Annotated in this window: 22 protein-coding genes; 9 read left to right on the top strand and 13 right to left on the bottom strand. The window is 72.7% G+C overall.

What is annotated here, in order from left to right:
• Positions 1 to 72: 72 nt before the first annotated feature.
• Positions 73 to 972, bottom strand: coding sequence for an anti-sigma factor family protein (locus tag QWM81_RS11115; protein ID WP_290111664.1), 900 nt, complete (start codon positions 970 to 972; stop codon positions 73 to 75).
• Positions 969 to 1,733 (bottom strand): RNA polymerase sigma factor SigE, encoded by a 765-nt coding sequence (gene sigE / locus QWM81_RS11110; RefSeq protein ID WP_290111663.1) that lies wholly within the window; start codon positions 1,731 to 1,733, stop codon positions 969 to 971. The genes QWM81_RS11115 and sigE overlap by 4 nt, the downstream gene beginning before the upstream one ends.
• A gap of 144 nt (positions 1,734 to 1,877) precedes the next feature.
• Here sigE and QWM81_RS11105 point away from each other — a divergent pair, with 144 nt between their 5' ends.
• A complete protein-coding gene (locus tag QWM81_RS11105) occupies positions 1,878 to 2,543 on the top strand; it encodes an O-methyltransferase (protein ID WP_290111662.1) in 666 nt (221 codons plus the stop codon).
• A gap of 148 nt (positions 2,544 to 2,691) precedes the next feature.
• Here the strand turns inward: QWM81_RS11105 and QWM81_RS11100 are convergent, their stop codons facing one another.
• Positions 2,692 to 2,859, bottom strand: coding sequence for a DUF3117 domain-containing protein (locus QWM81_RS11100; RefSeq protein ID WP_003966491.1), 168 nt, complete (start codon positions 2,857 to 2,859; stop codon positions 2,692 to 2,694).
• 322 nt (positions 2,860 to 3,181) lie between these two features.
• On the opposite strand from QWM81_RS11100, the gene chcB reads away from it, so the two are divergent.
• On the top strand, positions 3,182 to 3,964 hold the full coding sequence (chcB, locus tag QWM81_RS11095; protein ID WP_290111661.1) for a 2-cyclohexenylcarbonyl CoA isomerase: 783 nt from the start codon (positions 3,182 to 3,184) through the stop codon (positions 3,962 to 3,964).
• Positions 3,965 to 4,026: 62 nt separating this feature from the next.
• Here the strand turns inward: chcB and QWM81_RS11090 are convergent, their stop codons facing one another.
• Positions 4,027 to 4,617, bottom strand: coding sequence for a DNA-3-methyladenine glycosylase I (locus QWM81_RS11090; RefSeq protein ID WP_290111660.1), 591 nt, complete (start codon positions 4,615 to 4,617; stop codon positions 4,027 to 4,029).
• Entirely contained in the window at positions 4,614 to 5,048 is a 435-nt protein-coding gene (locus QWM81_RS11085; RefSeq protein WP_290111659.1) for a DivIVA domain-containing protein, read from the bottom strand. Before QWM81_RS11085 ends, QWM81_RS11090 begins: the two co-directional genes overlap by 4 nt.
• Positions 5,049 to 5,150: 102 nt before the next feature.
• Here QWM81_RS11085 and folP point away from each other — a divergent pair, with 102 nt between their 5' ends.
• A complete protein-coding gene (folP, locus tag QWM81_RS11080) occupies positions 5,151 to 6,011 on the top strand; it encodes a dihydropteroate synthase (RefSeq protein WP_290111658.1) in 861 nt (286 codons plus the stop codon).
• A gap of 9 nt (positions 6,012 to 6,020) precedes the next feature.
• On the opposite strand, the gene QWM81_RS11075 is transcribed toward folP, so the two are convergent.
• The gene (locus tag QWM81_RS11075; protein ID WP_290111657.1) at positions 6,021 to 6,791 is read right to left on the bottom strand and encodes an LOG family protein; all 771 of its coding nucleotides are present in this window, start codon (positions 6,789 to 6,791) and stop codon (positions 6,021 to 6,023) included.
• A gap of 92 nt (positions 6,792 to 6,883) precedes the next feature.
• Positions 6,884 to 7,963, bottom strand: coding sequence for a succinyl-diaminopimelate desuccinylase (gene dapE, locus QWM81_RS11070; protein ID WP_290111732.1), 1,080 nt, complete (start codon positions 7,961 to 7,963; stop codon positions 6,884 to 6,886).
• A gap of 42 nt (positions 7,964 to 8,005) precedes the next feature.
• Between dapE and QWM81_RS11065 the strand changes: the two genes are divergently transcribed.
• Positions 8,006 to 8,923: a VldE C-terminal domain-containing protein gene (locus tag QWM81_RS11065; protein ID WP_290111656.1), complete on the top strand. Its 918-nt coding sequence runs from the start codon at positions 8,006 to 8,008 to the stop codon at positions 8,921 to 8,923.
• A gap of 665 nt (positions 8,924 to 9,588) precedes the next feature.
• Positions 9,589 to 10,020 carry an ATP-binding protein gene (locus QWM81_RS11060; protein WP_290111655.1) on the top strand — a complete coding sequence of 144 codons (432 nt, stop codon included), beginning with the start codon at positions 9,589 to 9,591 and terminating at the stop codon, positions 10,018 to 10,020.
• A gap of 87 nt (positions 10,021 to 10,107) precedes the next feature.
• On the opposite strand, the gene dapC is transcribed toward QWM81_RS11060, so the two are convergent.
• Entirely contained in the window at positions 10,108 to 11,229 is a 1,122-nt protein-coding gene (dapC, locus tag QWM81_RS11055; protein ID WP_290111654.1) for a succinyldiaminopimelate transaminase, read from the bottom strand.
• An 82-nt stretch (positions 11,230 to 11,311) separates the two neighbouring features.
• Entirely contained in the window at positions 11,312 to 11,632 is a 321-nt protein-coding gene (gene fdxA, locus QWM81_RS11050; protein WP_031078476.1) for a ferredoxin, read from the bottom strand.
• A 113-nt stretch (positions 11,633 to 11,745) separates the two neighbouring features.
• Between fdxA and QWM81_RS11045 the strand changes: the two genes are divergently transcribed.
• The 3 genes from QWM81_RS11045 to QWM81_RS11035 all read left to right on the top strand — a co-directional run bounded on the left by QWM81_RS11045 (position 11,746) and on the right by QWM81_RS11035 (position 14,116).
• Positions 11,746 to 12,762: a GNAT family N-acetyltransferase gene (locus QWM81_RS11045; RefSeq protein ID WP_290111653.1), complete on the top strand. Its 1,017-nt coding sequence runs from the start codon at positions 11,746 to 11,748 to the stop codon at positions 12,760 to 12,762.
• A gap of 5 nt (positions 12,763 to 12,767) precedes the next feature.
• Positions 12,768 to 13,595, top strand: coding sequence for a transglutaminase family protein (locus tag QWM81_RS11040; RefSeq protein ID WP_290111652.1), 828 nt, complete (start codon positions 12,768 to 12,770; stop codon positions 13,593 to 13,595).
• A 278-nt stretch (positions 13,596 to 13,873) separates the two neighbouring features.
• Positions 13,874 to 14,116, top strand: coding sequence for a DUF6411 family protein (locus QWM81_RS11035; protein WP_290111651.1), 243 nt, complete (start codon positions 13,874 to 13,876; stop codon positions 14,114 to 14,116).
• Positions 14,117 to 14,236: 120 nt separating this feature from the next.
• Here the strand turns inward: QWM81_RS11035 and QWM81_RS11030 are convergent, their stop codons facing one another.
• The 4 genes from QWM81_RS11030 to QWM81_RS11015 form a co-directional block, all read right to left on the bottom strand.
• A complete protein-coding gene (locus tag QWM81_RS11030) occupies positions 14,237 to 16,165 on the bottom strand; it encodes a peptidoglycan binding domain-containing protein (protein WP_290111650.1) in 1,929 nt (642 codons plus the stop codon).
• 142 nt (positions 16,166 to 16,307) lie between these two features.
• Positions 16,308 to 16,676: a DUF6113 family protein gene (locus QWM81_RS11025; RefSeq protein WP_290111649.1), complete on the bottom strand. Its 369-nt coding sequence runs from the start codon at positions 16,674 to 16,676 to the stop codon at positions 16,308 to 16,310.
• Entirely contained in the window at positions 16,673 to 17,557 is an 885-nt protein-coding gene (gene mshB / locus QWM81_RS11020) for an N-acetyl-1-D-myo-inositol-2-amino-2-deoxy-alpha-D-glucopyranoside deacetylase (RefSeq protein WP_290111648.1), read from the bottom strand. Before mshB ends, QWM81_RS11025 begins: the two co-directional genes overlap by 4 nt.
• A 100-nt stretch (positions 17,558 to 17,657) precedes the next feature.
• On the bottom strand, positions 17,658 to 17,852 hold the full coding sequence (locus QWM81_RS11015; RefSeq protein ID WP_290111647.1) for a hypothetical protein: 195 nt from the start codon (positions 17,850 to 17,852) through the stop codon (positions 17,658 to 17,660).
• Between the two features lie 157 nt (positions 17,853 to 18,009).
• Here QWM81_RS11015 and QWM81_RS11010 point away from each other — a divergent pair, with 157 nt between their 5' ends.
• Positions 18,010 to 20,139 carry a S9 family peptidase gene (locus QWM81_RS11010; protein ID WP_290111645.1) on the top strand — a complete coding sequence of 710 codons (2,130 nt, stop codon included), beginning with the start codon at positions 18,010 to 18,012 and terminating at the stop codon, positions 20,137 to 20,139.
• The last annotated feature ends 121 nt before the right edge of the window (positions 20,140 to 20,260 follow it).

Raw genomic sequence — 20,260 nt, 5'->3', positions numbered from 1 at the left:
CCGTCCGCGCCCCCTCGGGGCGGCTTGCCCGAGGATTCAACCAGGTGCGGCGGCCCTCGCGCACGGGGCCGGTCAGCGGCGTGCGGTCAGCGGCAGGGAGCTGGGCGACGGGGTGGCGGTGAGAGCCGGGCCCGTGGCGGTGGCGGTGGCGAGGTGCAGCGCCGTTCCCGTGGGGCGTATCAGCGGTGCGGGCGGCGTGATGTGCAGCGGGCTCACCATGCCCAGCGGAGTCGCCGACAGAAAGGGGTGGGCTCCGAGGCCCGGCTGCGGCGCCGCGTGGACCGGCACGGCGGCCGGCGGCGCTGTGAGGGGCGGGGCGGGCCGCTCGGGGGACCGGGTGGCGCCCGACGTCCCGTTGCCGCCGCGCCGGCGGCTGTTGTCCGTGCCGCCCTGGCTCTGGCCGGGCGAGCGCAGCGGCGTGACGCTGTTGCCGGTGCCCTCCCCGCGTGCGTCCACCGTGACGGCCGCGGGCAGGGCACCGCCCAGGGCGATCGCCGCGAACGACACCGCGCTGGCGGCCGCGAACGCGAATCGGCGGCCCCGCCACGTGGAGCGCTCCGTCCCCGGCCGGCTCACCTCGTGGATGCGGAAGCCCGACTCCGGTCCGCCCGGCAGGACGGGGGCTCCGGCGTAACGGAAGGCGTCAGGTCTCCCGCCGAAGGCACCGTCCTTCAGACGTCCCTGACCGAAGGGCCCTCCCCTGTCGTCATCCCCTCCGGGTCGTCCGGGACCGGCGCCCCCGGGCAACCCCTGGAGGCGTGCGAGCAGCCCTTCCGAGGGCGGTGGTGGGGCGGCCTGGGCGAAGACGCTCTTCAGCCGGCGCTGCGCGTCGGCCTCCGCCTTGCACTTGCAGCAGGTCGCCAGATGCGCGAGGACCCGCTCGCGGGCATCATGACCGAGCTCACCGTCGACGAGCGCGGCGAGGCGGTCCCCCAGATGCTGTTCCGCGGGGGTCGGACCTGTGCCACTCACGCGGACCCGCCCTCCCCGCCCACGGCCACGAAGGTGCGCTGCTCGGCCCGGGCCTCGGGCGATCGGTGCTTGAGGGCCTTGCGCAGATGGGACCGGCCGCGGTGGATGCGGCTGCGGACGGTGCCGAGCTTGACCCCGAGCGTCGCGGCGATCTCCTCGTACGACAGTCCTTCGATGTCGCACAGCACCACCGCCGCGCGGAACTCGGGCGCGAGGGTGTCCAGCGCCTGCTGCACGTCGGCGTCGAAGTGGGTGTCGTGGAAGACCTGCTGGGGCGACGGCTCACGGCTGGGCAGCCGCTCGGCCGCGTCGTCGCCGAGCGCGTCGAACCGGATGCGCTGCTTGCGGCGCACCATGTCCAGGAACAGGTTGGTGGTGATGCGGTGCAGCCAGCCCTCGAACGTGCCCGGCGTGTACGTCGACAGGGAGCGGAAGACCCGTACGAAGACTTCCTGGGTGAGATCCTCGGCGTCGTGCTGGTTGCCGGTCAGGCGGTACGCGAGGCGGTAGACCCGGCCACTGTGCGTGCTGACGATCTCCTCCCATGAGGGCGGAGTCCACGCCTGCGATTCCGCATCCGATGCGAAGGTCGCGGTGGTGGGTGCGGAGTCGATGGCGGCGCGGGAACTGTCAGCGGTGTTGGTCACGGATTTCGGCTCACCCGCCGACCTGAGAAAGCGCCGCAGCACTCCTCCCCGATCCACAGGCGCAGCCGCACCTCCCCTGTCGGCTCTGGTGGTGTCCAGTGGAGCCCCTACCATAGCCACCTCGCCCGTTAGCTCCGGATAAGAATCTTTACGTGAATTTGGGACCGGCTTCCGGCCTTGATCCACGTACTCCCCCTGCCTCTCCATAACGCACGGTCCCATCTGCGGGTTCCCGCCCCCGAACGGATACAGTCACCGTTGCGCCAACTACGGGGACAGGAGAGGGTCATTACCGCCAACCGGCAGACGAGCTGGGCGTTCGCCGACGCCTTTGTCGCCGAGGACGAAGCGCTGCGCTGGGCCCGTGACCGGGCCCGGGAGGCAGGGCTGCCCTCGGTGTCGCCAGGCACCGGCGCCGCGCTGCGACTGCTGGCGGCCACGGCGGACGCGAAGGCGGTGGCCGAGATCGGCACCGGGACGGGTGTGTCCGGCATCTATCTGTTGCTCGGTATGCGGCCCGACGGCGTGCTGACGACGGTGGACCCGGAGCCGGAGCGCCAGCAGTTCGCCAAGCAGGCGTTCCGTGCGGCCGGCTTCGCCGGGAACCGGGCGCGCTTCATCCCCGGCCGGGCGCTGGACGTGCTGCCACGGCTCGCGGACGGCGGGTACGACCTCGTCTTCTGCGACGGTGACCGCACGGAGTGTCTCGACTACCTCGCTGAATCGTTGCGCCTGCTGCGTCCTGGCGGGCTCGTCTGCTTCGAGGGCGTCTTCGCGGACGGCCGTACGGTGGACTCGGCGGCTCAGCCGGCCGAGGTGCTCAGGCTGCGTGAGCTGCTGCGGACGGTACGGGAGAGCCAGGAGCTGCTGCCGTCACTGCTGCCGGTGGGCGACGGGCTGCTGTGCGCGGTGCGGCGGGGCTGACCCCCGCGACTCGGAACACAGGCGAATCGGAACACGGGCGAATCGGAACACGGGCGAATCGGAATACGAACACCTACGAAAACCCCGGCCCGGTCGCGTCTGACGCGCGTACCGTGCCGGGGTTCTTGGAGAACTGGGGGTGTTCCGCTCAGCCGACAACCTTCTTGAGTGCGTCGCCGAGCGCGTCGGCCTCGTCCGGAGTCAGCTCGACGACAAGCCGACCGCCGCCTTCGAGCGGAACGCGCATGACGATGCCCCGCCCCTCCTTGGTCACCTCGAGCGGGCCGTCGCCCGTCCGCGGCTTCATGGCCGCCATGCTCGTTCCCCTTCCTGAAACCAGCTCATCGTCAGCCGACGGCCCTCTGGCATGGGCACGCATCACCGGCATCGAACACATTGCTTCCAGGTCATTATCCCGCATGGCAGGACCCGATGACCAACATCGGACGGCATCGCTTACGCAACGCGCTCTCGCAAAACCGTCCATTTCGGCGATCCGCCTGCGATACTTCGCCGCCGCGCGCGTAATGCCGGGTCTCACTTTCTCTGACACAGGGACGCAGGTCACATGTCCGGGCATGACGATCTCCGCCATGCTGGGCGGGACATCACCGCCGGAGCGCAAAGGGGACCCTGCCATGGCCGACACCGTGCTGTACGAGGTGAGCGACGGGCTCGCGACGATCACGATCAACCGGCCCGAGGCCATGAACGCGATGAACATGGAGGCGAAGGTCGCGCTGCGGGACTCGCTCCACGCGGCGGCGGAGGATACGGCCGTACGGGCGGTTCTGCTGACCGCGACGGGCCGGGCGTTCTGTGTGGGCCAGGACCTCAAGGAGCACGTCGCGGTGCTCGGCACCGAGCACACGATGAGCACCGTGCGGGAGCACTACAACCCGATCGTGCGGACGATCGCCGGGATGCCGAAGCCGGTGGTGGCCGGGGTCAACGGTGTCGCCGCGGGGGCGGGCTTCGGCTTCGCGCTGGCGGCCGACTACCGGGTCGTGGCCGACACCGCGTCGTTCAACACCTCGTTCGCCGGGGTGGCGCTGACCGCCGACTCGGGCATCTCGTGGACGCTGCCGCGCGTGGTCGGCCCGGGCCGCGCGGCGGACCTGCTGTTCTTCCCGCGCTCGATCGCGGCCTCGGAGGCGTACGAACTGGGCATCGCCAATAGGCTCGTCCCGGCGCAGGAGCTGGCCGGGGAGGCCGAGTCGGTCGCCCGCGCCCTGGCGCAGGGGCCGACGCTGGCGTACGCGGCGCTGAAGGAGTCCCTGGCGTATGGGGCGGCCCACACGCTGGAGGAGGCGCTGGAGAAGGAGGACGAGCTCCAGACGAAGGCGGGCGCGTCCGAGGACCACGGGATCGCGGTCCGCGCCTTCCTGGCCAAGGAGAAGCCCGCCTACGTGGGCCGCTAGCACGCCCGCCCCGGCGGAACTCGCCCGGACCCGGCCAGGGGGCCGGGCCCGGGCGGTGGGGGTCACCTGTCGGCGGCGGGGCGGGCGGCGCAGTCGGCCAGGTGGTCGTTGACCAGGCCGCAGGCCTGCATCAGGGCGTAGGCGGTCGTCGGGCCGACGAACCGCACGCCGTGTTTCTTGAGCGTTTTCGACAGCGCCGTCGACTCGTCGGTGACCGCCGGGACGTCGGCGACGGTCAGAGGCGCCGGACGGGACGCGGGGTCGGGGGCGTGGGACCAGATCAGGGCGTCCAGCTCGCCGGGCGCCCAGCCGGCCAGCACACGGGCGTTGGCGATACAGGCGTCGATCTTGGCGCGGTTGCGGATGATCCCCTCGTCGGCGAGGAGCCGTTCCCGGTCGGCGTCGGTGAACTCGGCGACCGCCGCGATCTTGAAGTCGGCGAAGGCCCGGCGGAAGCCCTCGCGGCGGCGCAGGATCGTGATCCAGGACAGACCCGACTGGAACGCCTCCAGGCAGAGCCGTTCGAACAGGGCGTCGTCGCCGTGGACCGGGCGGCCCCACTCCTCGTCGTGGTAGGCGAGGTAGTCCGGCGTGGACACGCCCCACGGGCAGCGCGGCTTCCCGTCCGGGCCGGGCAGGGCTCCGCCGGTCACCGGTCCCACTCCTCACCCCGTGCGTCCGGTGCGTGCGGGTCCTGTGCGTCCCGGGCGTCCCCTGCGTCCCGTGCCTCCGGCGCGGCCGGCCCGTGGCCGGGCTCGTCGAACGGGTCCGGCCGGCCGGCCGCCGCCGTCCGCGCTCCGGCCAGGGCGGCTTCCAGTTCGGCGATCCGCGCGTCGCGCTCGGCGAGCTCGGCGGCGAGCCTGCTCAGGACGTCGTCGACCTCCGCCATCCGGTAGCCGCGGGGCGCGACCGGCAGCCGCAGCGCGTCGATGTCGGCGCGGCTCACGGGCCGGGTCAGCGGAAGCTGGTCCACCGGCTGCTCGGGAGCCGCCTCGGCAAGCACCTCGTTCTCGCCGCCGCCGACGACCGCGAGGGTGACCGCGGCGACGACCACGACCATCGCTACAGCCAAGAACCAGAACACAAGCGTGCCTCTCCCCGGAGCGGAAAACGTCCTGTGCCGATCGTGCCATGTGCCACTGACGGTTAAGGTCGCAGGCGACCGAACGCGAGGAGGACATACGGGATGCTGCGCTTGGGACGGCGTGAATTCGACGCGCACGAGCCGGTGATCATGGCGATCGTGAACCGGACCCCGGACTCCTTCTACGACCGGGGTGCCACGTTCCACGACGAGCCCGCGCTCGCCCGCGTCGAGCAGGCGGTGTCGGAGGGTGCTGCCATCATCGACATCGGTGGGGTCAAGGCCGGTCCCGGGGAGGAGGTGACGGCCGAGGAGGAGGCGCGTCGCACGGTCGGTTTCGTGGCCGAGGTGCGGCGGCGGCACCCCGATGTGGTGATCAGCGTCGACACCTGGCGGCACGAGGTGGGCGAGGCGGTCTGCGAGGCGGGCGCGGACCTGCTGAACGACGCGTGGGGCGGGGTGGACCCCAAGCTGGCCGAGGTCGCCGCGCGGTACGGCGCGGGTCTGGTGTGCACGCACGCGGGCGGCGCGGAGCCCCGCACGCGGCCGCACCGGATCACGTACGACGACGTGATGGCCGACATCCTGCGGGTGACGGTGGGGCTGGCGGAGCGCGCCGTGGAGCTGGGGGTGCCCCGGGACGGCATCCTCATCGACCCCGGCCACGACTTCGGGAAGAACACCCGGCACAGCCTGGAGGCAACGCGCCGGCTGGGTGAGATGACCGGGACGGGCTGGCCGGTGCTGGTGTCGCTCTCCAACAAGGACTTCGTCGGCGAGACCCTCGACAAGCCGGTGAAGGAACGCGTGCTGGGCACGCTGGCGACGACGGCGGTCTCGGCGTGGCTGGGCGCACAGGTCTACCGCGTGCACGAGGTCGCGGAGACGAGGCAGGTTCTGGACATGGTCGCCTCCATCGCGGGGCACCGCCCCCCGGCGGTCGCCCGCCGGGGTTTGGCGTAGCCCGGCCCGTCAGGGGTGGCCGGGTCCGGTCTCCTTGGTGACCAGGGCGACCGCCTCCTCCACGTCGTCCGTGACGTGGAACAGCATCAGGTCGCGCTCGGATGCCTTGCCCTGGGCGATGACCGTGTCGCGGAGCCAGTCGACCAGGCCCGACCAGTACGAGGTGCCGAACAGCACGATCGGGAAGCGGGTGACCTTGCGGGTCTGGACCAGGGTGAGCGCCTCGAACAGCTCGTCCAGGGTGCCGAGGCCGCCCGGCAGGACGACGAAGCCCTGCGCGTACTTCACGAACATCGTCTTCCGTACGAAGAAGTAGCGGAAGTTGACCCCGATGTCGACGTGCGGGTTCAGGCCCTGCTCGAAGGGCAGCTCGATGCCCAGGCCCACCGAGACGCCCCGCGCCTCCCGCGCGCCCTTGTTGGCCGCCTCCATCGCGCCCGGCCCACCGCCCGTGATCACCGCGAAGCCCGCCTCGACCAGCGCCCGGCCGATCCGCACGCCCGCCTCGTACTCCGGCGTGCCCGCCGGGGTGCGGGCCGAGCCGAAGACGCTGATCGCGCTGGGAAGTTCGGCCAGCGCGCCGAACCCCTCCACGAACTCCGACTGGATGCGCATGACCCGCCAGGGGTCGGTGTGGACCCACTCGGAGTCGCCCGCGGTGTCCAGCAGCCGCTGATCGGTGGTGCCGGGCTGCACCTGCTCCCGGCGGCGCAGTACCGGCCCCAGCCGCTGCTCGGCCAGCGCTCGCAGTCCTTCGGCCTCGGCCTCGGGGTTGCCCATGATCCGCTCCCTCCGCTGAACATCGTTTCCCGCTCAGGGTAGGGCGACACAGATGACAAAAGGCGAAATTACGGAGGTCAGGCAGCGATCGGTCAGGCAGTGAGCCAGTCGTACAGCCGCCGCTCGCAGTGGGTGATCCGCTCGACGGCCACGTGCTCGTCCCGCTTGTGCGCCAGAAGCGGGTTGCCGGGGCCGTAGTTGACGGCGGGCACGCCCAGCGCGCTGAACCGGGCCACGTCCGTCCAGCCGAACTTGGGATGCGCGGTGCCGCCGACCGCCGCCATGAAGGCCGCCGCCGCCGGGTGCGAGAGGCCGGGCAGCGCGCCGCCCGTGTGGTCGTCCACGACGAACTCGTCGACGCCGCAGCCGGCGAACACCTCCCGTACGTGCGCCTCGGCCTGCGCCATGGAGCGGTCGGGGGCGTAGCGGTAGTTGACGATCACCGTGCACTCGTCGGGGATCACGTTGGTGGCGACGCCGCCCTCGATCCCGACGGCGTTGAGGCCCTCGCGGTACTCAAGGCCGTCGATGACCGGGCGGCGCGGTTCGTACGCGGCCAGCCGGGCCAGGACGGGCGCCGCGGCGTGGATGGCGTTGGAGCCCATCCAGCCGCGCGCGGAGTGGGCGCGCTCGCCCTTCATACGGAGGTGGACCCGCAGCGTGCCCTGGCAGCCGCCCTCGACCTGGCCGTCGGACGGCTCCAGCAGGATGGCGAAGTCACCCGCGAGCCAGTCGGGGTGTGCGTCGGCCACATGCCCGAGGCCGTTGAGGTGGGCGGCGACCTCTTCGTTGTCGTAGAAGACGAAGGTGAGGTCGCGGTTGGGTTCGGGGACGGTCGCGGCGATGCGCAGCTGGACGGCGACGCCCGACTTCATGTCCGAGGTGCCGCAGCCCCACAGGACGCCGTTCTCGTCGAGCCGGGAGGGGACGTTGTCCGCGATCGGCACGGTGTCGATGTGCCCGGCCAGCACCACGCGCTCGGCCCGCCCCAGGTTCGTACGGGCGACGACGTTGTTGCCGTGCCGGTCGACGGTCAGGTGCGGCAGGGTGCGCAGCGCCTCCTCGATCGCGTCGGCGAGGGGCTTCTCGGTGCCGCTGACGGAGGGGAAGTCGACGAGCGCGGCGGTGAGCGCCGGGCCGTCCTGGCTGAGGTCCAGCTTGGTGACGGGCATGGTCTCGGACATGGTGCCGAGCCTATCCCGGGCTCCAGTACGGTGGGCCCCGTGTCCGAGTCCACCCAGTCCACCCGCCCTCGCCGGCTGAGGATCGCCGCCGCGCTGGCCGTGTTGCTGGCGGTGATCGCGTACGTGATCGTGCAGTACGTGACGGGCGGCAAAGGCGCCCCGCGCTGCGTCGTGGGGAGCGGGAACAACACCTATCAGCTCACCCCCGAGCAGGCCTCGAACGCGGCGACCATCTCCGCCGTCGGCACCACGCGCGGGATGCCGGAGCGCGCGGTGACCATCGCGCTGGCGACCGCCCTCCAGGAGTCGGCCCTGCGCAACATCCGGTACGGCGACCGGGACTCGCTGGGCCTGTTCCAGCAGCGCCCCTCGCAGGGCTGGGGCACCGAGCGGCAGATCATGGACCCGGTCTTCTCGGCGGGGAAGTTCTACGACCACCTCGCCGAGGTCCCGGGCTACTCGCGGCTGCCGCTGACCGTCGCCGCGCAGCGGGTGCAGCGCAGCGGGTTCCCGCAGGCGTACGCCAAGCACGAGCCGGACGCCGCGCTGCTCGCCGCGGCCCTCACGGGGCGTGCGGCCGCGTCCCTGACCTGCACGAGCGGCAGCGGTCCCGTGCGGACCGGTGACCCGGCGAAGGTGCGGGCGGAGCTGAAGCGGTCGTTCGGCGAGGCCGCGCTGCCGGGCGGCGGTACGGCGCCGGACATCTCCGTACCGGTGCGGACGACGGCGGCGGGAACGGCCGGCCCCGAGGGCGCCCTCTCCGGCGGCGGCTCCCGCGGCGGCTGGGAACTGGCCCAGTGGGCAGTGGCCCGGGCGGACGCGCTCGGCCTCGCGGAGGTGTCGTACGCGGGCCGGGTATGGAGCGCGGCGGAGTCGGAAAAGGGCTGGCGCCCCGCCCCGGCCGGCGCGTCGGCCACGGACGAGGTCCGCATCCGCGTGGCGCGGTAACGACACGGGGCTCGCATCGGCCGTGCCCGCGCCCGCACCGGGCCGGGCGGATCGGTCGGGGTCGGAGTCGGGGTCGGGCAGGGCCGGCGGCATGGCCTCACCGGGCCACGCACGTGCCGGGCGGCTCGGCCCGGCGAGAACCTGCCCGCCGCCACCTGGCACGCCTGGCACGACCGGACCGGCCTGCGGCGGGGGTGGGCACGCGGCCCCCACCGGGCTCGCCTCTCTCCCAGAAGGGGGCACCCCCACGCGGTCGGCGGGGGCACCTGTGCCGGATCGGGCACCCCGTCACCCCCCCATCCGATGCGAGGACGCCCCCGCACGGCCCGCACGGCCCTTGCGGCCCGCCCGCGTGCAATCGAAATGCGACCGGGCGCGCGTGCGGGGATTCACTCCGGCGAGGCACTCAGTATCGCGTCGGCGGCCCGATTTCCCGCAGGCCGTTTCTCGGCGCCGAATCCCTTGGCAGCGCGGGGAAGTGACGATTCTTCGCGCGCTCGGAACTCTGCTCTTTTGACCGGTTTTAGGTAAGGCCGATAATGCGACCCATTACCAACTCTTTACCTTGGGCCACCGCAACCTATCCCGCCCCCCGACCGGTTGTCACAGCGTCCGATCGTCGGACAGGCACCACAGTCAACGACCTCTCCCGTCGAAGGAGCATCATGTCCCTCCCCCTGACCCGTCGGATCGCCCGTGCCGCGCTGCTGATCGCAGCGGGCGCAGCTCCCGTGGTCGGTGCGGCCGGCTCCGCAAGCGCCGTGGACCTCTCCCAGACCCCCGAGCTGGGCGGTGTGAGCAGCCTCGACACCGCTTCGGTGACCGACACCGTCAGCGGCGCCTCCCAGAGCACCACCGGCCTGGCAGGTGAGGCCGGCGGCAAAGCGGTGAAGCAGGCCGTCCCGGCCACCGGCCAGACCGTCGCCAAGACCGGCGAGACCGCCACGCCGGCCGTGCAGAAGGCCGCCGGTGACGCGGCCGGCAGCGCCGGCGACATCGTCGGCGGGGCGGCGGGCGCCGCGCCCACCGGCGCCCTCGGCGGCGGCCTCCCGGCGGCCGACCAGCTGCCGGTGAAGACCCTGCCGGCGCTCGGCTAGTCACCGCTGGTCACCACCCGCGAACGCGCGCGTACGCACGGAAGGGCCCGGGGAGTCACACACTCTCCCCGGGCCCTTCCGCATGCGCTAGCCGAGCCGCTTCACCGCGGCCTCCACGCGCTCGTCCGTGGCCGTGAACGCCACCCGCACGTACCGCTCCCCCGCCTCGCCGTAGAAGTCCCCCGGCGCGACCAGGACGCCCAGCCCCGCCAGATACGCCACCGTGTCCCAGCAGGGCTCGTCGCGGGTGGCCCACAGGTACAGGCTCGCCTCGCTGTGCTCGATGCGGAAGCCGTGCGACTCCAGCGCCGCGCGCAGCGCCGCGCGCCGGGCCGCGTACCGTGCCCGCTGCTCCGCCACGTGCGCGTCGTCGCCCAGCGCCGCGACCGTCGCCGCCTGGACGGGCGCGGGCGTCATCATGCCGCCGTGCTTGCGGATCTCCAGCAGCTCGCCCAGCACGCCCGCGTCACCCGCGATGAAGGCGGCGCGGTAACCGGCCAGGTTGGAGCGCTTGGACAGGGAGTGGACGGCGACGACGCCCTCGTACGTACCGCCGCACACATCGGGGTGCAGTACGGAGACGGGGTCGGCCTCCCAGCCGAGCTCCAGGTAGCACTCGTCGCTGAAGAGCAGCACCCCGTGCTCCCGCGCCCACGCCACGATCCGGACCAGCTCCTCCTTGGCGAGCACGCGGCCGGTCGGGTTGGACGGGGAGTTCAGCCACAGCAGCTTCAGGCCGGCCGGGTCCAGCTCCGCCGGGTCGTCGTAGACGACGGGCGTGGCCCCGCACAGCCGTGCGCCGACCTCGTACGTCGGATACGCGAGCCGCGGGTAGGCCACCTTGTCACCGGCACCGAGCCCCAGCTGCGTCGGCAGCCACGCGACCAGCTCCTTGGAACCCACCACCGGCAGGACGTTGGTGTGCGCGAAGCCCCGCGCTCCCAGGCGCCGCTCGCACCAGCCGGTGAGCGCGTCGCGCAGCTCGGCGGTCCCCCACACCGTCGGATAGCCCGGCGAGTCCGCCGCGTCGACCAGCGCGCGCCGGATCACCTCGGGGACGGGGTCCACCGGCGTCCCGACGGAGAGGTCCACGATGCCGTCCGGATGGGCCATGGCCGTCTTCTTGTACGGCGCGAGCTTGTCCCAGGGGAAGACGGGGAGGCGCGAGGAGACGGCGGAGGAGACGGCGGAAGAGACGGGGGAGGACACGGTGCTCGCTTTCTTCTGCTTCAGGGGTGATACGCGTCGGTCCCGTACAGCGGCGGAGCCGTACGGGACCGAGGGCGCGCGATCAGCCGTTCTGCGGCGGCAGCGCGGCGATGAAGGGGTGGTCGCGCTCGATCAGGCCCAGCTTCGAGGCACCACCGGGCGAGCCGAGGTCGTCGAAGAACTCGACGTTCGCCTTGTAGTAGTCCTTCCACTCCTCCGGAGTGTCGTCCTCGTAGAAGATCGCCTCGACCGGGCACACCGGCTCACAAGCACCGCAGTCGACGCATTCGTCCGGGTGGATGTACAAGGACCGCTGGCCCTCGTAGATGCAGTCGACGGGGCACTCCTCGATGCACGCCTTGTCCTTGACGTCGACACAAGGCTGCGCGATGACGTAGGTCACGCTGGTCGTTCCTCCTCGGTAGGGCTGTTTGCGCGGGAGCGCGGCGTCGTCGATGCCCGCACCTAGTATCTCCGTTCTTGGGACGGAACCGAACAGGAGGGGCGGACACAGCTGTGGAATTCACTGCGGGCGGACGGCTGGAGGTCCGGATCAGCCCTTCTGACGTGGGTAAACGAGTGTCCGTCCGCCGGTTGAGCGACCCTGGAGCGGGCCAGGAGAAGTTCACCGACACGGTTGGTGTTCTCACATCATGGAACGAGGGTGTGCTGCTGATCACACGGCGGACCGGTGAGACTGTCCGCATTCCGGAATCGTCGCTGGTCGCGGGCAAGGTCGTGCCCGCCGCGCCCGCGCGTCGGCGGGGTCCCGCGGCGGGGTTCGAGGAGCTGGCGGGAGTGATGGCGCGGGCCTGGCAGCCGGTGGAGAGCGAGGCGCTCGGCGCGTGGACGCTGCGCGCCGCCGGAGGCTTCACGCGCAGGGCCAACTCGGTGCTCCCGCTCGGCGACCCGGGAATGCCGCTGGACGATGCCCTGGCACACGCGCGTGGTTGGTACGAGGCACGGAACCTGCCCGCCTATGTGCAGGTCGCGACCGGGGCGGAGGGCACCCAGGAGCAGCTGTGCGCCGCGCTGGAGGAGCGGGGCTGGCGGCGCGAGGTGACGGCGGAGGTGCGGATCGGGGCGCTGGCGCCGGTCGCGGACCTGGAGACGGGGACCGGGACGGAGGGCGTACGGCTGTCGCGGTCGCCCGGCGAGCCGTGGCTGCGGCGCTACCAGCGGGTCGGGGTGCCCGGGCCGCATGTGCTGCACGTCCTGGGCAGCGGGCCGTCCGTGTGGTTCGCCTCGCTACCGGGCGAGGGTGACGACGTCCCGGCCGCGATCGGGCGGTGTGTGGTCGACGGGCGCTGGGCCGGTTTCATGGCGGTCGAGGTGGACCCGGCGTCCCGCCGCCAGGGGCTCGGCACGGCGGTGATGGCGGCGCTGGCCCGGCGGGCGCTGGAGGAGGGCGCGTCCGCCGCGTGGCTCCAGGTGGAGGCGGACAATGGTGGTGCGCTCGCCCTGTACGAAGGGATGGGCTTCGCCACCCACCACCTGTACCACCACTTCCGATCCCCCGACCCGGGTACGTGACGCGTATGCACCACACCACCGAGTGGCGGCGCCGCTTCGCCGACGAGGCCCGCGAGGAGCGGCCGGACCTCGCGACGCTGTGCCTGCTGCTGGGCGCGGAGGCGGACCCGGCGCTGGGCCAGGACGGGCTGGACGCCGCCGAGATCGAGCTGGACCGGCTGGCCGGGCTGCTGCCGTTCGGGCTGCGCAGTCCGCGCGCGTGGGCCGCCGCGCTCGCCGACCTGCTCGGTGCGCGCCACGGCTTCCACGGCACGCCCGCCGACTACGACCACCTGGAGTCCTCACTGCTGCACGAGGTGCTGCGGCGGCGCCGGGGCCTGCCCATCCTGCTGTCGGTGGTGTGGATCGAGGTCGCGCGGCGGGCGGGTGCGCCCGTCTACGGCGTCGCGCTGCCCGGGCACTTCGTGGTCGGCTTCGGCGACCCGGACGAACAGGTGCTGGCGGACCCGTTCGCCGGGGGCCGGGCGCTGACCGGGGCGGACGCGGAACTGCTGGTGGCCGGGGCGACCGGCGAGCGGCTGCACCCGTCGATGCTGGTGCCGGCGGACCCGCTGGACATCGTGGTGCGGATCCTGAACAACATCCGCGTCTGGGCCGCCGCACGCCCGGAGCGCTCGGACGTCGCCCTGTGGGCGGTGGAACTGTCCCTGCTGCTGCCCGCGCACCCGGCGCGGCTGCGGTACGAGCGCGCCCAGTTGCTGGTGCAGCGCGGCGACTTCCTGACGGGCGCGGCGGAGATGGACGCGTACGCGGAGGTGGTGGCCGCCGTCGAGCCGGCGGTGGCGGAGACGGTCCGCCACCGGGCGCGGGCGGCCCGGGCGATGCTCAACTAGGGCCGGCCGTTTCCCCTCCTCGCCGTTGCCTCCCCTCACCGACCGGGTCGATCGACCGCAGCGTGGGCACCACCTTCTTGATGCTCCCGTCCGCGGCGAACTCCAGCCGGTCCAGGGTCGTCTCCCGCTGCGTGCCGTCACCGCGCGGTGTGCCCCGCGCCCCTCATGCCGCCCGCCCGGACAACCGCCCGGGCAGGGGAACGGCGAACCGGCCGCACGACACATACCTGAACGTGCAGCGGGCAACCGCACAGCACACCGACCGGAAGGAGCGTCCCGTGGTCGCCGTAGCCGTGGTCGCCATATGTGTCGCCCTGGCCATCCTGGCCTTCCTCGTACCGCGCCTGTCCCATCACGCCCAGCGCGGTACCCAGCGCTCCCTCGGCATGGGTGCCCGCGCGGGCGGAAAGGCCCCCGGCCCACTGGGCCGGCTTCTCGCCAAGCCCTTCCACACCAGCTCCCGCGCAGCCGGCCGCAGCGGCTCCGCCGGCCGCCGCGCCCGCCGCCGGATGCCGTTCTGACCCACCGTCACCGCGAGTGCCGACTGCCGGTGCCGAGGCCGTCGTCCCGTCACGTCGCGGGCGACCGGCGTACGAGAGCCCCCACCCCGGGCGGGGTGGGGGCTCTCATGCGTCAGGAGGTCAGCCCTGGGGGTTGAGCTCGATCGTCTCGGTGCGTTCGGCGGGGGTCTTGCCGAGGAGGGCCTTCTGCAGCGCATGGGCCACGTCGTCGGCGGTGACCTCGTGCTGCTTGCCGTCGCCCTTGGTGATCATGACGCCTTCGAAAACGCCGTCCAGAAGGTCGTTGATCGCCTTCTTGTCGTAGACCTCGACCAAGCGGCCGTTGATGGGCTTCATGGAGAGGATCTTCGGCAGCGACCTGGCCGGGCCGAACTGGATCTGCTTGCCGCCCGCCTTGATGGTCACCAGGCCGGACATCGCGGGCTCCGCGAAGTCCTTCATCGCCCGGTTGAGTTCGGCCTGCGTGACCGTGGGCTCCTTGGTGACGACGGGAAGCTCGACCGTGTTGGTGCGGCCGGTCTCCACCTGGGCGCGGTACGCGTCCCGTACGGAGATCATCGAGCGCTGGACGTCCAGCGCCTTGCCCGCCTTGCCCGGTACGGCGACGGCCTTGCCCGGCTCGAACCTGATCGTGCCCTCGGTGGCCGAGCCGGACGCGCCCGCCAGGTCGGTGAGGGCGACGCCCAGCTTCTCCTCGTCCACCGGGATCACCGGCTGCGCGACCCGCTCCCCGCCGAACAGGGAAGTGATCACCGAGACGGGGTTGTAGTCGGCGCCCGCGGCGGCCCGGACGGTCTCCTGGGCGTCCAGGGACAGACCGGCCTTGTCCGGGGCCAGCTCCTCCTTCTTGCCGCCCACGGTGAGCTGGAGCGGCGCGGAGGCGCGCTCGCCGAAGGCCGTTTCGAGCTTCTGGACCGCCTGCTCCTTGGTGCCGCCGCCGATGTCGACGCCGAGGACCGTGGTCCCCTTGGGCACCTCGGAGTGGTTGAGCAGCAGACCGGCGCCGTACGCGACACCGGCCAGGCCCAGCACACCGGCAGCCAGGAGGGCCGACTTGGAGCGCCCCTTCTTCTTCGGGCGGGCCGGAGCCGGGGACGCCTGAGGGGCCGGGGCCGCGGCCGGCGCGGGGGCCGGCTCGGGCTCCCCGTACAGCGGCGCCGGGCCGCCCGCGGCGACCTGCGCCGGGCCGGACACCGGGAACGGCGACGCGCCGCGGTGCTCGGGCGGGACGACCGGGATGCCGCTCGTGAGCGTGTCCCCGGAGACGTTGCCGGCGGGGGGGCCACCCACCGGGGGGCCACCGGCCGGGGGCCCGGCTGGCGGGCGCACCTGGCCGTGCCCGGGCGCGTGGTTCTGCGGCGTCAGTACGGCCGTGTCGTCGGACACCCGCGGGACGGCGCTCATCCCGCCCGTCACCGGACCGGTCGTCGGACCGCTCGGGTACGAGGGGCCACTCGCGTACGAGGAGTCGCTCGCGTACGAGGAGTCGCCCGGGTACGAGGAGCCGTTCGCGTACGAGGAGTCGCCCGCGTACGACGAGGTCGCGCCGCCCGCGTTCTCGGCGAGGTCCTGGAGGGCGCTGTGCGGGGCGCCGGAGTTGCCGTACCCGGTGCTGTCCGTATCCGGACCCGAAGGCGCCGGCGCGGGCGCCGGGGGCTTGCGGGGGGCGAACCAGTCGCTCGCCGGCTTGTCGTCGGCCGCCGGCTCCTCCACCCGCTGCGGCGGCTCGGCCGCCGGCGGGCGCTCGGGGGCCTGACCGGCCGGTGCCGCCGGCGGCACCGCGTCGGCCTCGCTCACCGGCTTGCGCATGACGACCGGCGGGATCGGCCGCGAACCCGGGATGTTGATCCGGATGCGGGTGGTCAGTGTGGTCTCGGTCCTGGGCTCGTCCGGCTGCGCGGCGGCGGCCCCGGCGGCCTCGTCCGGAGCGTCCTGCGTCGGGTGCGGCGACGGGTACTGGCGCGATCCGTACGGCGGTGTACCCGAGGGGTACGCGGCTCCGCCGCGCCCCTGGGGGCCGGAGGACGAACTGTCAGTTTCACGACTCAAAGCAGGTTCTCCCGGTTGGCTCCGCCGCCCGCTCTTACACGTGCGGGCGCTCGGCGGCGCGCACCACCATACTGGCCGCCACCGACAGGTCTCCCGCGACCGGGAGAACGCGAACAGTCATTCCGGCCCAAGTCCGGGCACGTCACACGCCAAGTGGGCCGGTCCGGCCACCCGGTGGCGGCGTCCGCGACACCGTGGCACACATCACAGCGATGGTCATAGCGCCCAATACGTACACGAGCTCGGCGACGCCGCCCCAGAAGACCTGGTCACCTTCCGGCCGTCCGAGGTACAGCAGCACCACCGCCACCAGCCAGCCGGCGCCCGGCGCCACCACGCCCAGCTGCGTGCCCGTGGCCCGCAGCCCACCGTAGAACAGCCCCGCGCACGCGGCCAGCGCCAGCAGCAACCCGCCCGGGAACCAGGCGCCTTGGACCAGCGCCCCGGCGGCGCCGACCACCGCGCCCAGCACGGCGAGGCCCGCGTAGGCGGCGCCGCGCGCGGCCCTCATGAGGCCACCCCGGCGAACAGGTCGCACTCCCGCTCACCGGCCGGGGCTCCGGACTCGCCCCGTACCAACTGGTAGAACTCCGTGGTGAAAATGGGCTGGCCCAGGTGGTTGGAGAGCGCGAAGAACTCGCCCTCCACCACGATCTGGGTGGCGTGGGCGCGCATCGCCGCCGCCTTGCGCTCCACGTGGGCGGTGCCGTCGATCTCCGCCGTGACAAGCGAGTCGTCCACGACGCCGGGTACGTCGTCGGGCGAGCCCACGGCGGGGAAGGTGCCGGCCGCGCGCAGCCGGGCGAAGCCCTCCTCGGCGACCGTGCGCGGCACCCGGTTCCAGTAGATCTTGGCGATCTGGTGGGGATTCCCGAGGTCCCGCCGGAAGGCCGGTTCTGCGGCCAGTTCGGCGGCGCGCATCGCGACGCGGTGGGCCTGGATGTGGTCGGGGTGGCCGTATCCGCCGTCCGGGTCGTACGTCACGAGCACCTGCGGGCGTACGGAGCGGATGACCTCGACCAGGTACGGGGCGGCGTCGTCCACGTCCGTACTCCAGAAGGCGCCCTCGCGGCGGTTCTGCGGGGCGCCCATCATCCCGGAGTCGCGGAACCGGCCGGGCCCGCCCAGGAAGCGGTGGTCGGTGACGCCCAGCTCCTTCATCGCGGCGGCCAGTTCGCCGACGCGGTGCTCGCCGAGCCGGTCCTCGCGGTCGGGTGCCAGGTGGGCGAGGGCGGGCGGAATGACCTCGCCCTCCTCGCCGCGTGTGCAGGTCACCAGGGTCACCTGGGCGCCCTCGGCCGCGTACCTGGCCATGGTGGCGCCGTTGTTGATCGACTCGTCGTCGGGGTGCGCGTGCACCAGGAGCAGACGACGGGCGGGGAGTTCCGTCATACGGACACCCTAGAACCTGGGACCGACAACCTCGGAGCGGGAACGCGAGTCCGCCGGCCTGGAACGTGAGTCCGCCGGGCTAGAACGTGAGTCCGCCGGGCTAGAACTTCAGTCCGCCGATCATGCCCGCCACGTTGGTGGTCAGCTCGCTGATGGTGGGGGCGATGGAGGAGCTCGCCAGGTAGAAGCCGAGCAGCATGCAGACCACCGCGTGTCCGGCCTTGAGGCCGGCCTTCCGGATCAGCAGGAAGACGACGATCGCCAGCAGCACCACCGCCGAAATCGAGAGTGCCACGGCGGTTCACCTCCATACATATTCGTTCCGGACCGGGCAGGGCGCATGTGCCGGAGGGTTCATACCCACCTGGTGCTACGGATCATAACTATCCGTTCCCACGCATCGATCGGTGCACGGCAGCACATGGGGGCGCACGACCGCTAGTTTCGGTCGTATGACCTCCAGGCAACAGCTCTCATTTCCCCGCCAGTACGCCAGGACACAGCGCTACACCCTCGGTGTTCCCCGGGCGTTCACCGTGTCGCCCGACGGTTCTCGGGTCGTGTTCCTCCGCTCCCCTTCCGGGACCCACAGAGCCAACCGGCTGTGGGTGCTCGACCTGGACGGCCCCGTGCGTGAGCGCGTGGCCGCCGACCCCGAGGCGCTGCTGGGCGGCGCCGAGGAGAAGCTGTCGCCCGAGGAGCGGGCGCGCCGCGAGCGCAGCCGCGAGGGGGCGGGCGGCATCGTGGCGTACGCGGTGGACGGTGCGGTGGAGTTGGCGGCGTTCGCGCTGTCGGGGCGGCTGTTCGTGGCGGAGCTGCGGGCCGGGACGGCGCGTGAACTGCCCGTACGGGGACCGGTGATCGACCCGCGGCCGTCGCCCGACGGGCGGCATGTCGCGTACGTGGCGGGAGGCGCCCTGCGGGTGACGGGCGCCGGGGGCGAGGGCGATGACAGGGCGCTGGCCGAGCCGGAGGCGGAGGGCGTCACCTACGGGCTCGCGGAGTTCATCGCGGCCGAGGAGATGGGCCGTTCGCGGGGCTTCTGGTGGTCGCCCGAGTCGGACCGGCTGCTGGTCGCGCGGGCCGACGACAGCCCCGTACAGCGCTGGTGGATCGCCGACCCGGCGCATCCGGACCGGGAGCCGGTGAAGGTCGCCTACCCGGCCGCCGGGACGGCCGACGCGGAGGTGACGCTCTGTCTGATCGGCCTGGACGGGACGCGTACGGAGGTGGAGTGGGACCGGCGGCGCTATCCGTACCTGGCGCGGGTGCACTGGTCACCGGCCGGGGCGCCGCTGCTGCTGGTGCAGGCCCGTGACCAGCGCACTCAGCTGTACTTGGCGGTGGACACGGCGTCGGGTACGACGCGCACGGTGCATGTGGACGAGGACCCGGACTGGCTGGAGCTGCTCGCCGGGGTGCCGGCGTGGGCTCCGGACGGGCGGCTGGTGCGGATCGCCGACGAGGGCGGGGCGCGGGTGCTGGCGGTCGGTGACCGGCCGCTGACACGTGGGGGGCTCCACCTCCGCTCGGTACTGGACGTCGGCGACAACGACGTGCTGGTGTCGGCGTCGGCGGGCGAGGAGGCCGCGGAGGCGGAAATTGGCGAGATTCATGTGTACCGGGTCAACGAACTGGGCGTGGAGCGCGTCTCCGAAGGGCCCGGCATCCACGCGGCGGTGCGCTGCGGCGCGGTGACGGTACTGGCGTCGGCGCGGCCCGGCGAGCCGGGCACGACCGTGCGGGTGCTGCGGGACGGCAAGCAGGTGGCCGAGGTGGCCTCGTACGCGGAGAAGCCGGTGCTCTCGCCGCGCCTGACGCTCACCGAGTCGGGTCCGCACCGCATCCCGTGCGCGGTGCTGCTGCCCAGCACCTACCGGGAGGGGGACGAGCCGCTGCCGGTGCTGCTGGACCCGTACGGCGGGCCGCACGGGCAGCGCGTGGTGGCGGCGCACAATCCGCACCTGACCTCCCAGTGGTTCGCCGAGCAGGGTTTCGCGGTGGTCGTGGCGGACGGGCGGGGCGCGCCGGGCCGCTCGCCGGGCTGGGAGAAGGCGATCAAGGACCGGCTGACGCTGACGCTGGACGACCAGATCGAGGCGCTGCACGGGCTGGCCGGCCGGTTCCCGCTGGACCTGGAGCGGGTGGCGATGCGCGGCTGGTCGTTCGGTGGCTATCTGGCCGCGATGGCGGTGCTGCGGCGGCCCGATGTGTTCCACGCGGCGGTGGCGGGGGCGCCGATGTCCGACCTGCGGCTGTACGACACGCACTACATGGAGCGATATCTGGGCCTCCCGCAGGAGGCCCCGGAGGTGTACGCGGCGAACTCGCTGATCACGGACGATGGTCTGTCGGCGCCGGAGAACCCCACCCGGCCGCTGATGATCATCCATGGTCTGGCGGACGACAATGTGGTGGCGGCACACACGCTACGGCTGTCGTCGGCGCTGCTGGCCGCGGGCCGACCCCATGAGGTGCTGCCGCTGACGGGCGTGACGCATATGACGCCACAGGAGCAGGTGGCCGAGAACCTGCTGCTGCTCCAGGTGGACTTCCTGAAGCGGTCGCTGAACATGGCGTGATGCGGGGCCGGGAAGCGACGACCGGCCGGGGCGACATGGCGCGCCCCGGCCGGTCCACGGCACCCGCACGGCCGTACGCCGCTCAGACTGACGCGTCCGTATATCGGTACGGGTTCGGCAG

It is taken from the genome of Streptomyces ficellus (genome assembly GCF_030406405.1).
Taxonomy (GTDB): Bacteria; Actinomycetota; Actinomycetes; order Streptomycetales; family Streptomycetaceae; genus Streptomyces; species Streptomyces ficellus_B.
The sequence above is the reverse complement of the archived record's forward strand: the minus strand, read 5'-3'. Positions and strand labels throughout refer to the sequence as shown.

Bases quoted from the DNA above. Each gene is read 5' to 3' on its own strand.
- sigE (WP_290111663.1), bottom strand. From the start codon at position 1,733: ATGGTAGGGGCTCCACTGGACACCACCAGAGCCGACAGGGGAGGTGCG.
- QWM81_RS11100 (WP_003966491.1), bottom strand. From the start codon at position 2,859: ATGGCGGCCATGAAGCCGCGGACGGGCGACGGCCCGCTCGAGGTGACC.
- chcB (WP_290111661.1), top strand. From the start codon at position 3,182: ATGGCCGACACCGTGCTGTACGAGGTGAGCGACGGGCTCGCGACGATC.
- folP (WP_290111658.1), top strand. From the start codon at position 5,151: ATGCTGCGCTTGGGACGGCGTGAATTCGACGCGCACGAGCCGGTGATC.
- QWM81_RS11075 (WP_290111657.1), bottom strand. From the start codon at position 6,791: ATGGGCAACCCCGAGGCCGAGGCCGAAGGACTGCGAGCGCTGGCCGAG.
- dapE (WP_290111732.1), bottom strand. From the start codon at position 7,963: ATGCCCGTCACCAAGCTGGACCTCAGCCAGGACGGCCCGGCGCTCACC.
- QWM81_RS11060 (WP_290111655.1), top strand. From the start codon at position 9,589: ATGTCCCTCCCCCTGACCCGTCGGATCGCCCGTGCCGCGCTGCTGATC.
- QWM81_RS11040 (WP_290111652.1), top strand. From the start codon at position 12,768: ATGCACCACACCACCGAGTGGCGGCGCCGCTTCGCCGACGAGGCCCGC.
- QWM81_RS11025 (WP_290111649.1), bottom strand. From the start codon at position 16,676: ATGAGGGCCGCGCGCGGCGCCGCCTACGCGGGCCTCGCCGTGCTGGGC.
- mshB (WP_290111648.1), bottom strand. From the start codon at position 17,557: ATGACGGAACTCCCCGCCCGTCGTCTGCTCCTGGTGCACGCGCACCCC.
- QWM81_RS11010 (WP_290111645.1), top strand. From the start codon at position 18,010: ATGACCTCCAGGCAACAGCTCTCATTTCCCCGCCAGTACGCCAGGACA.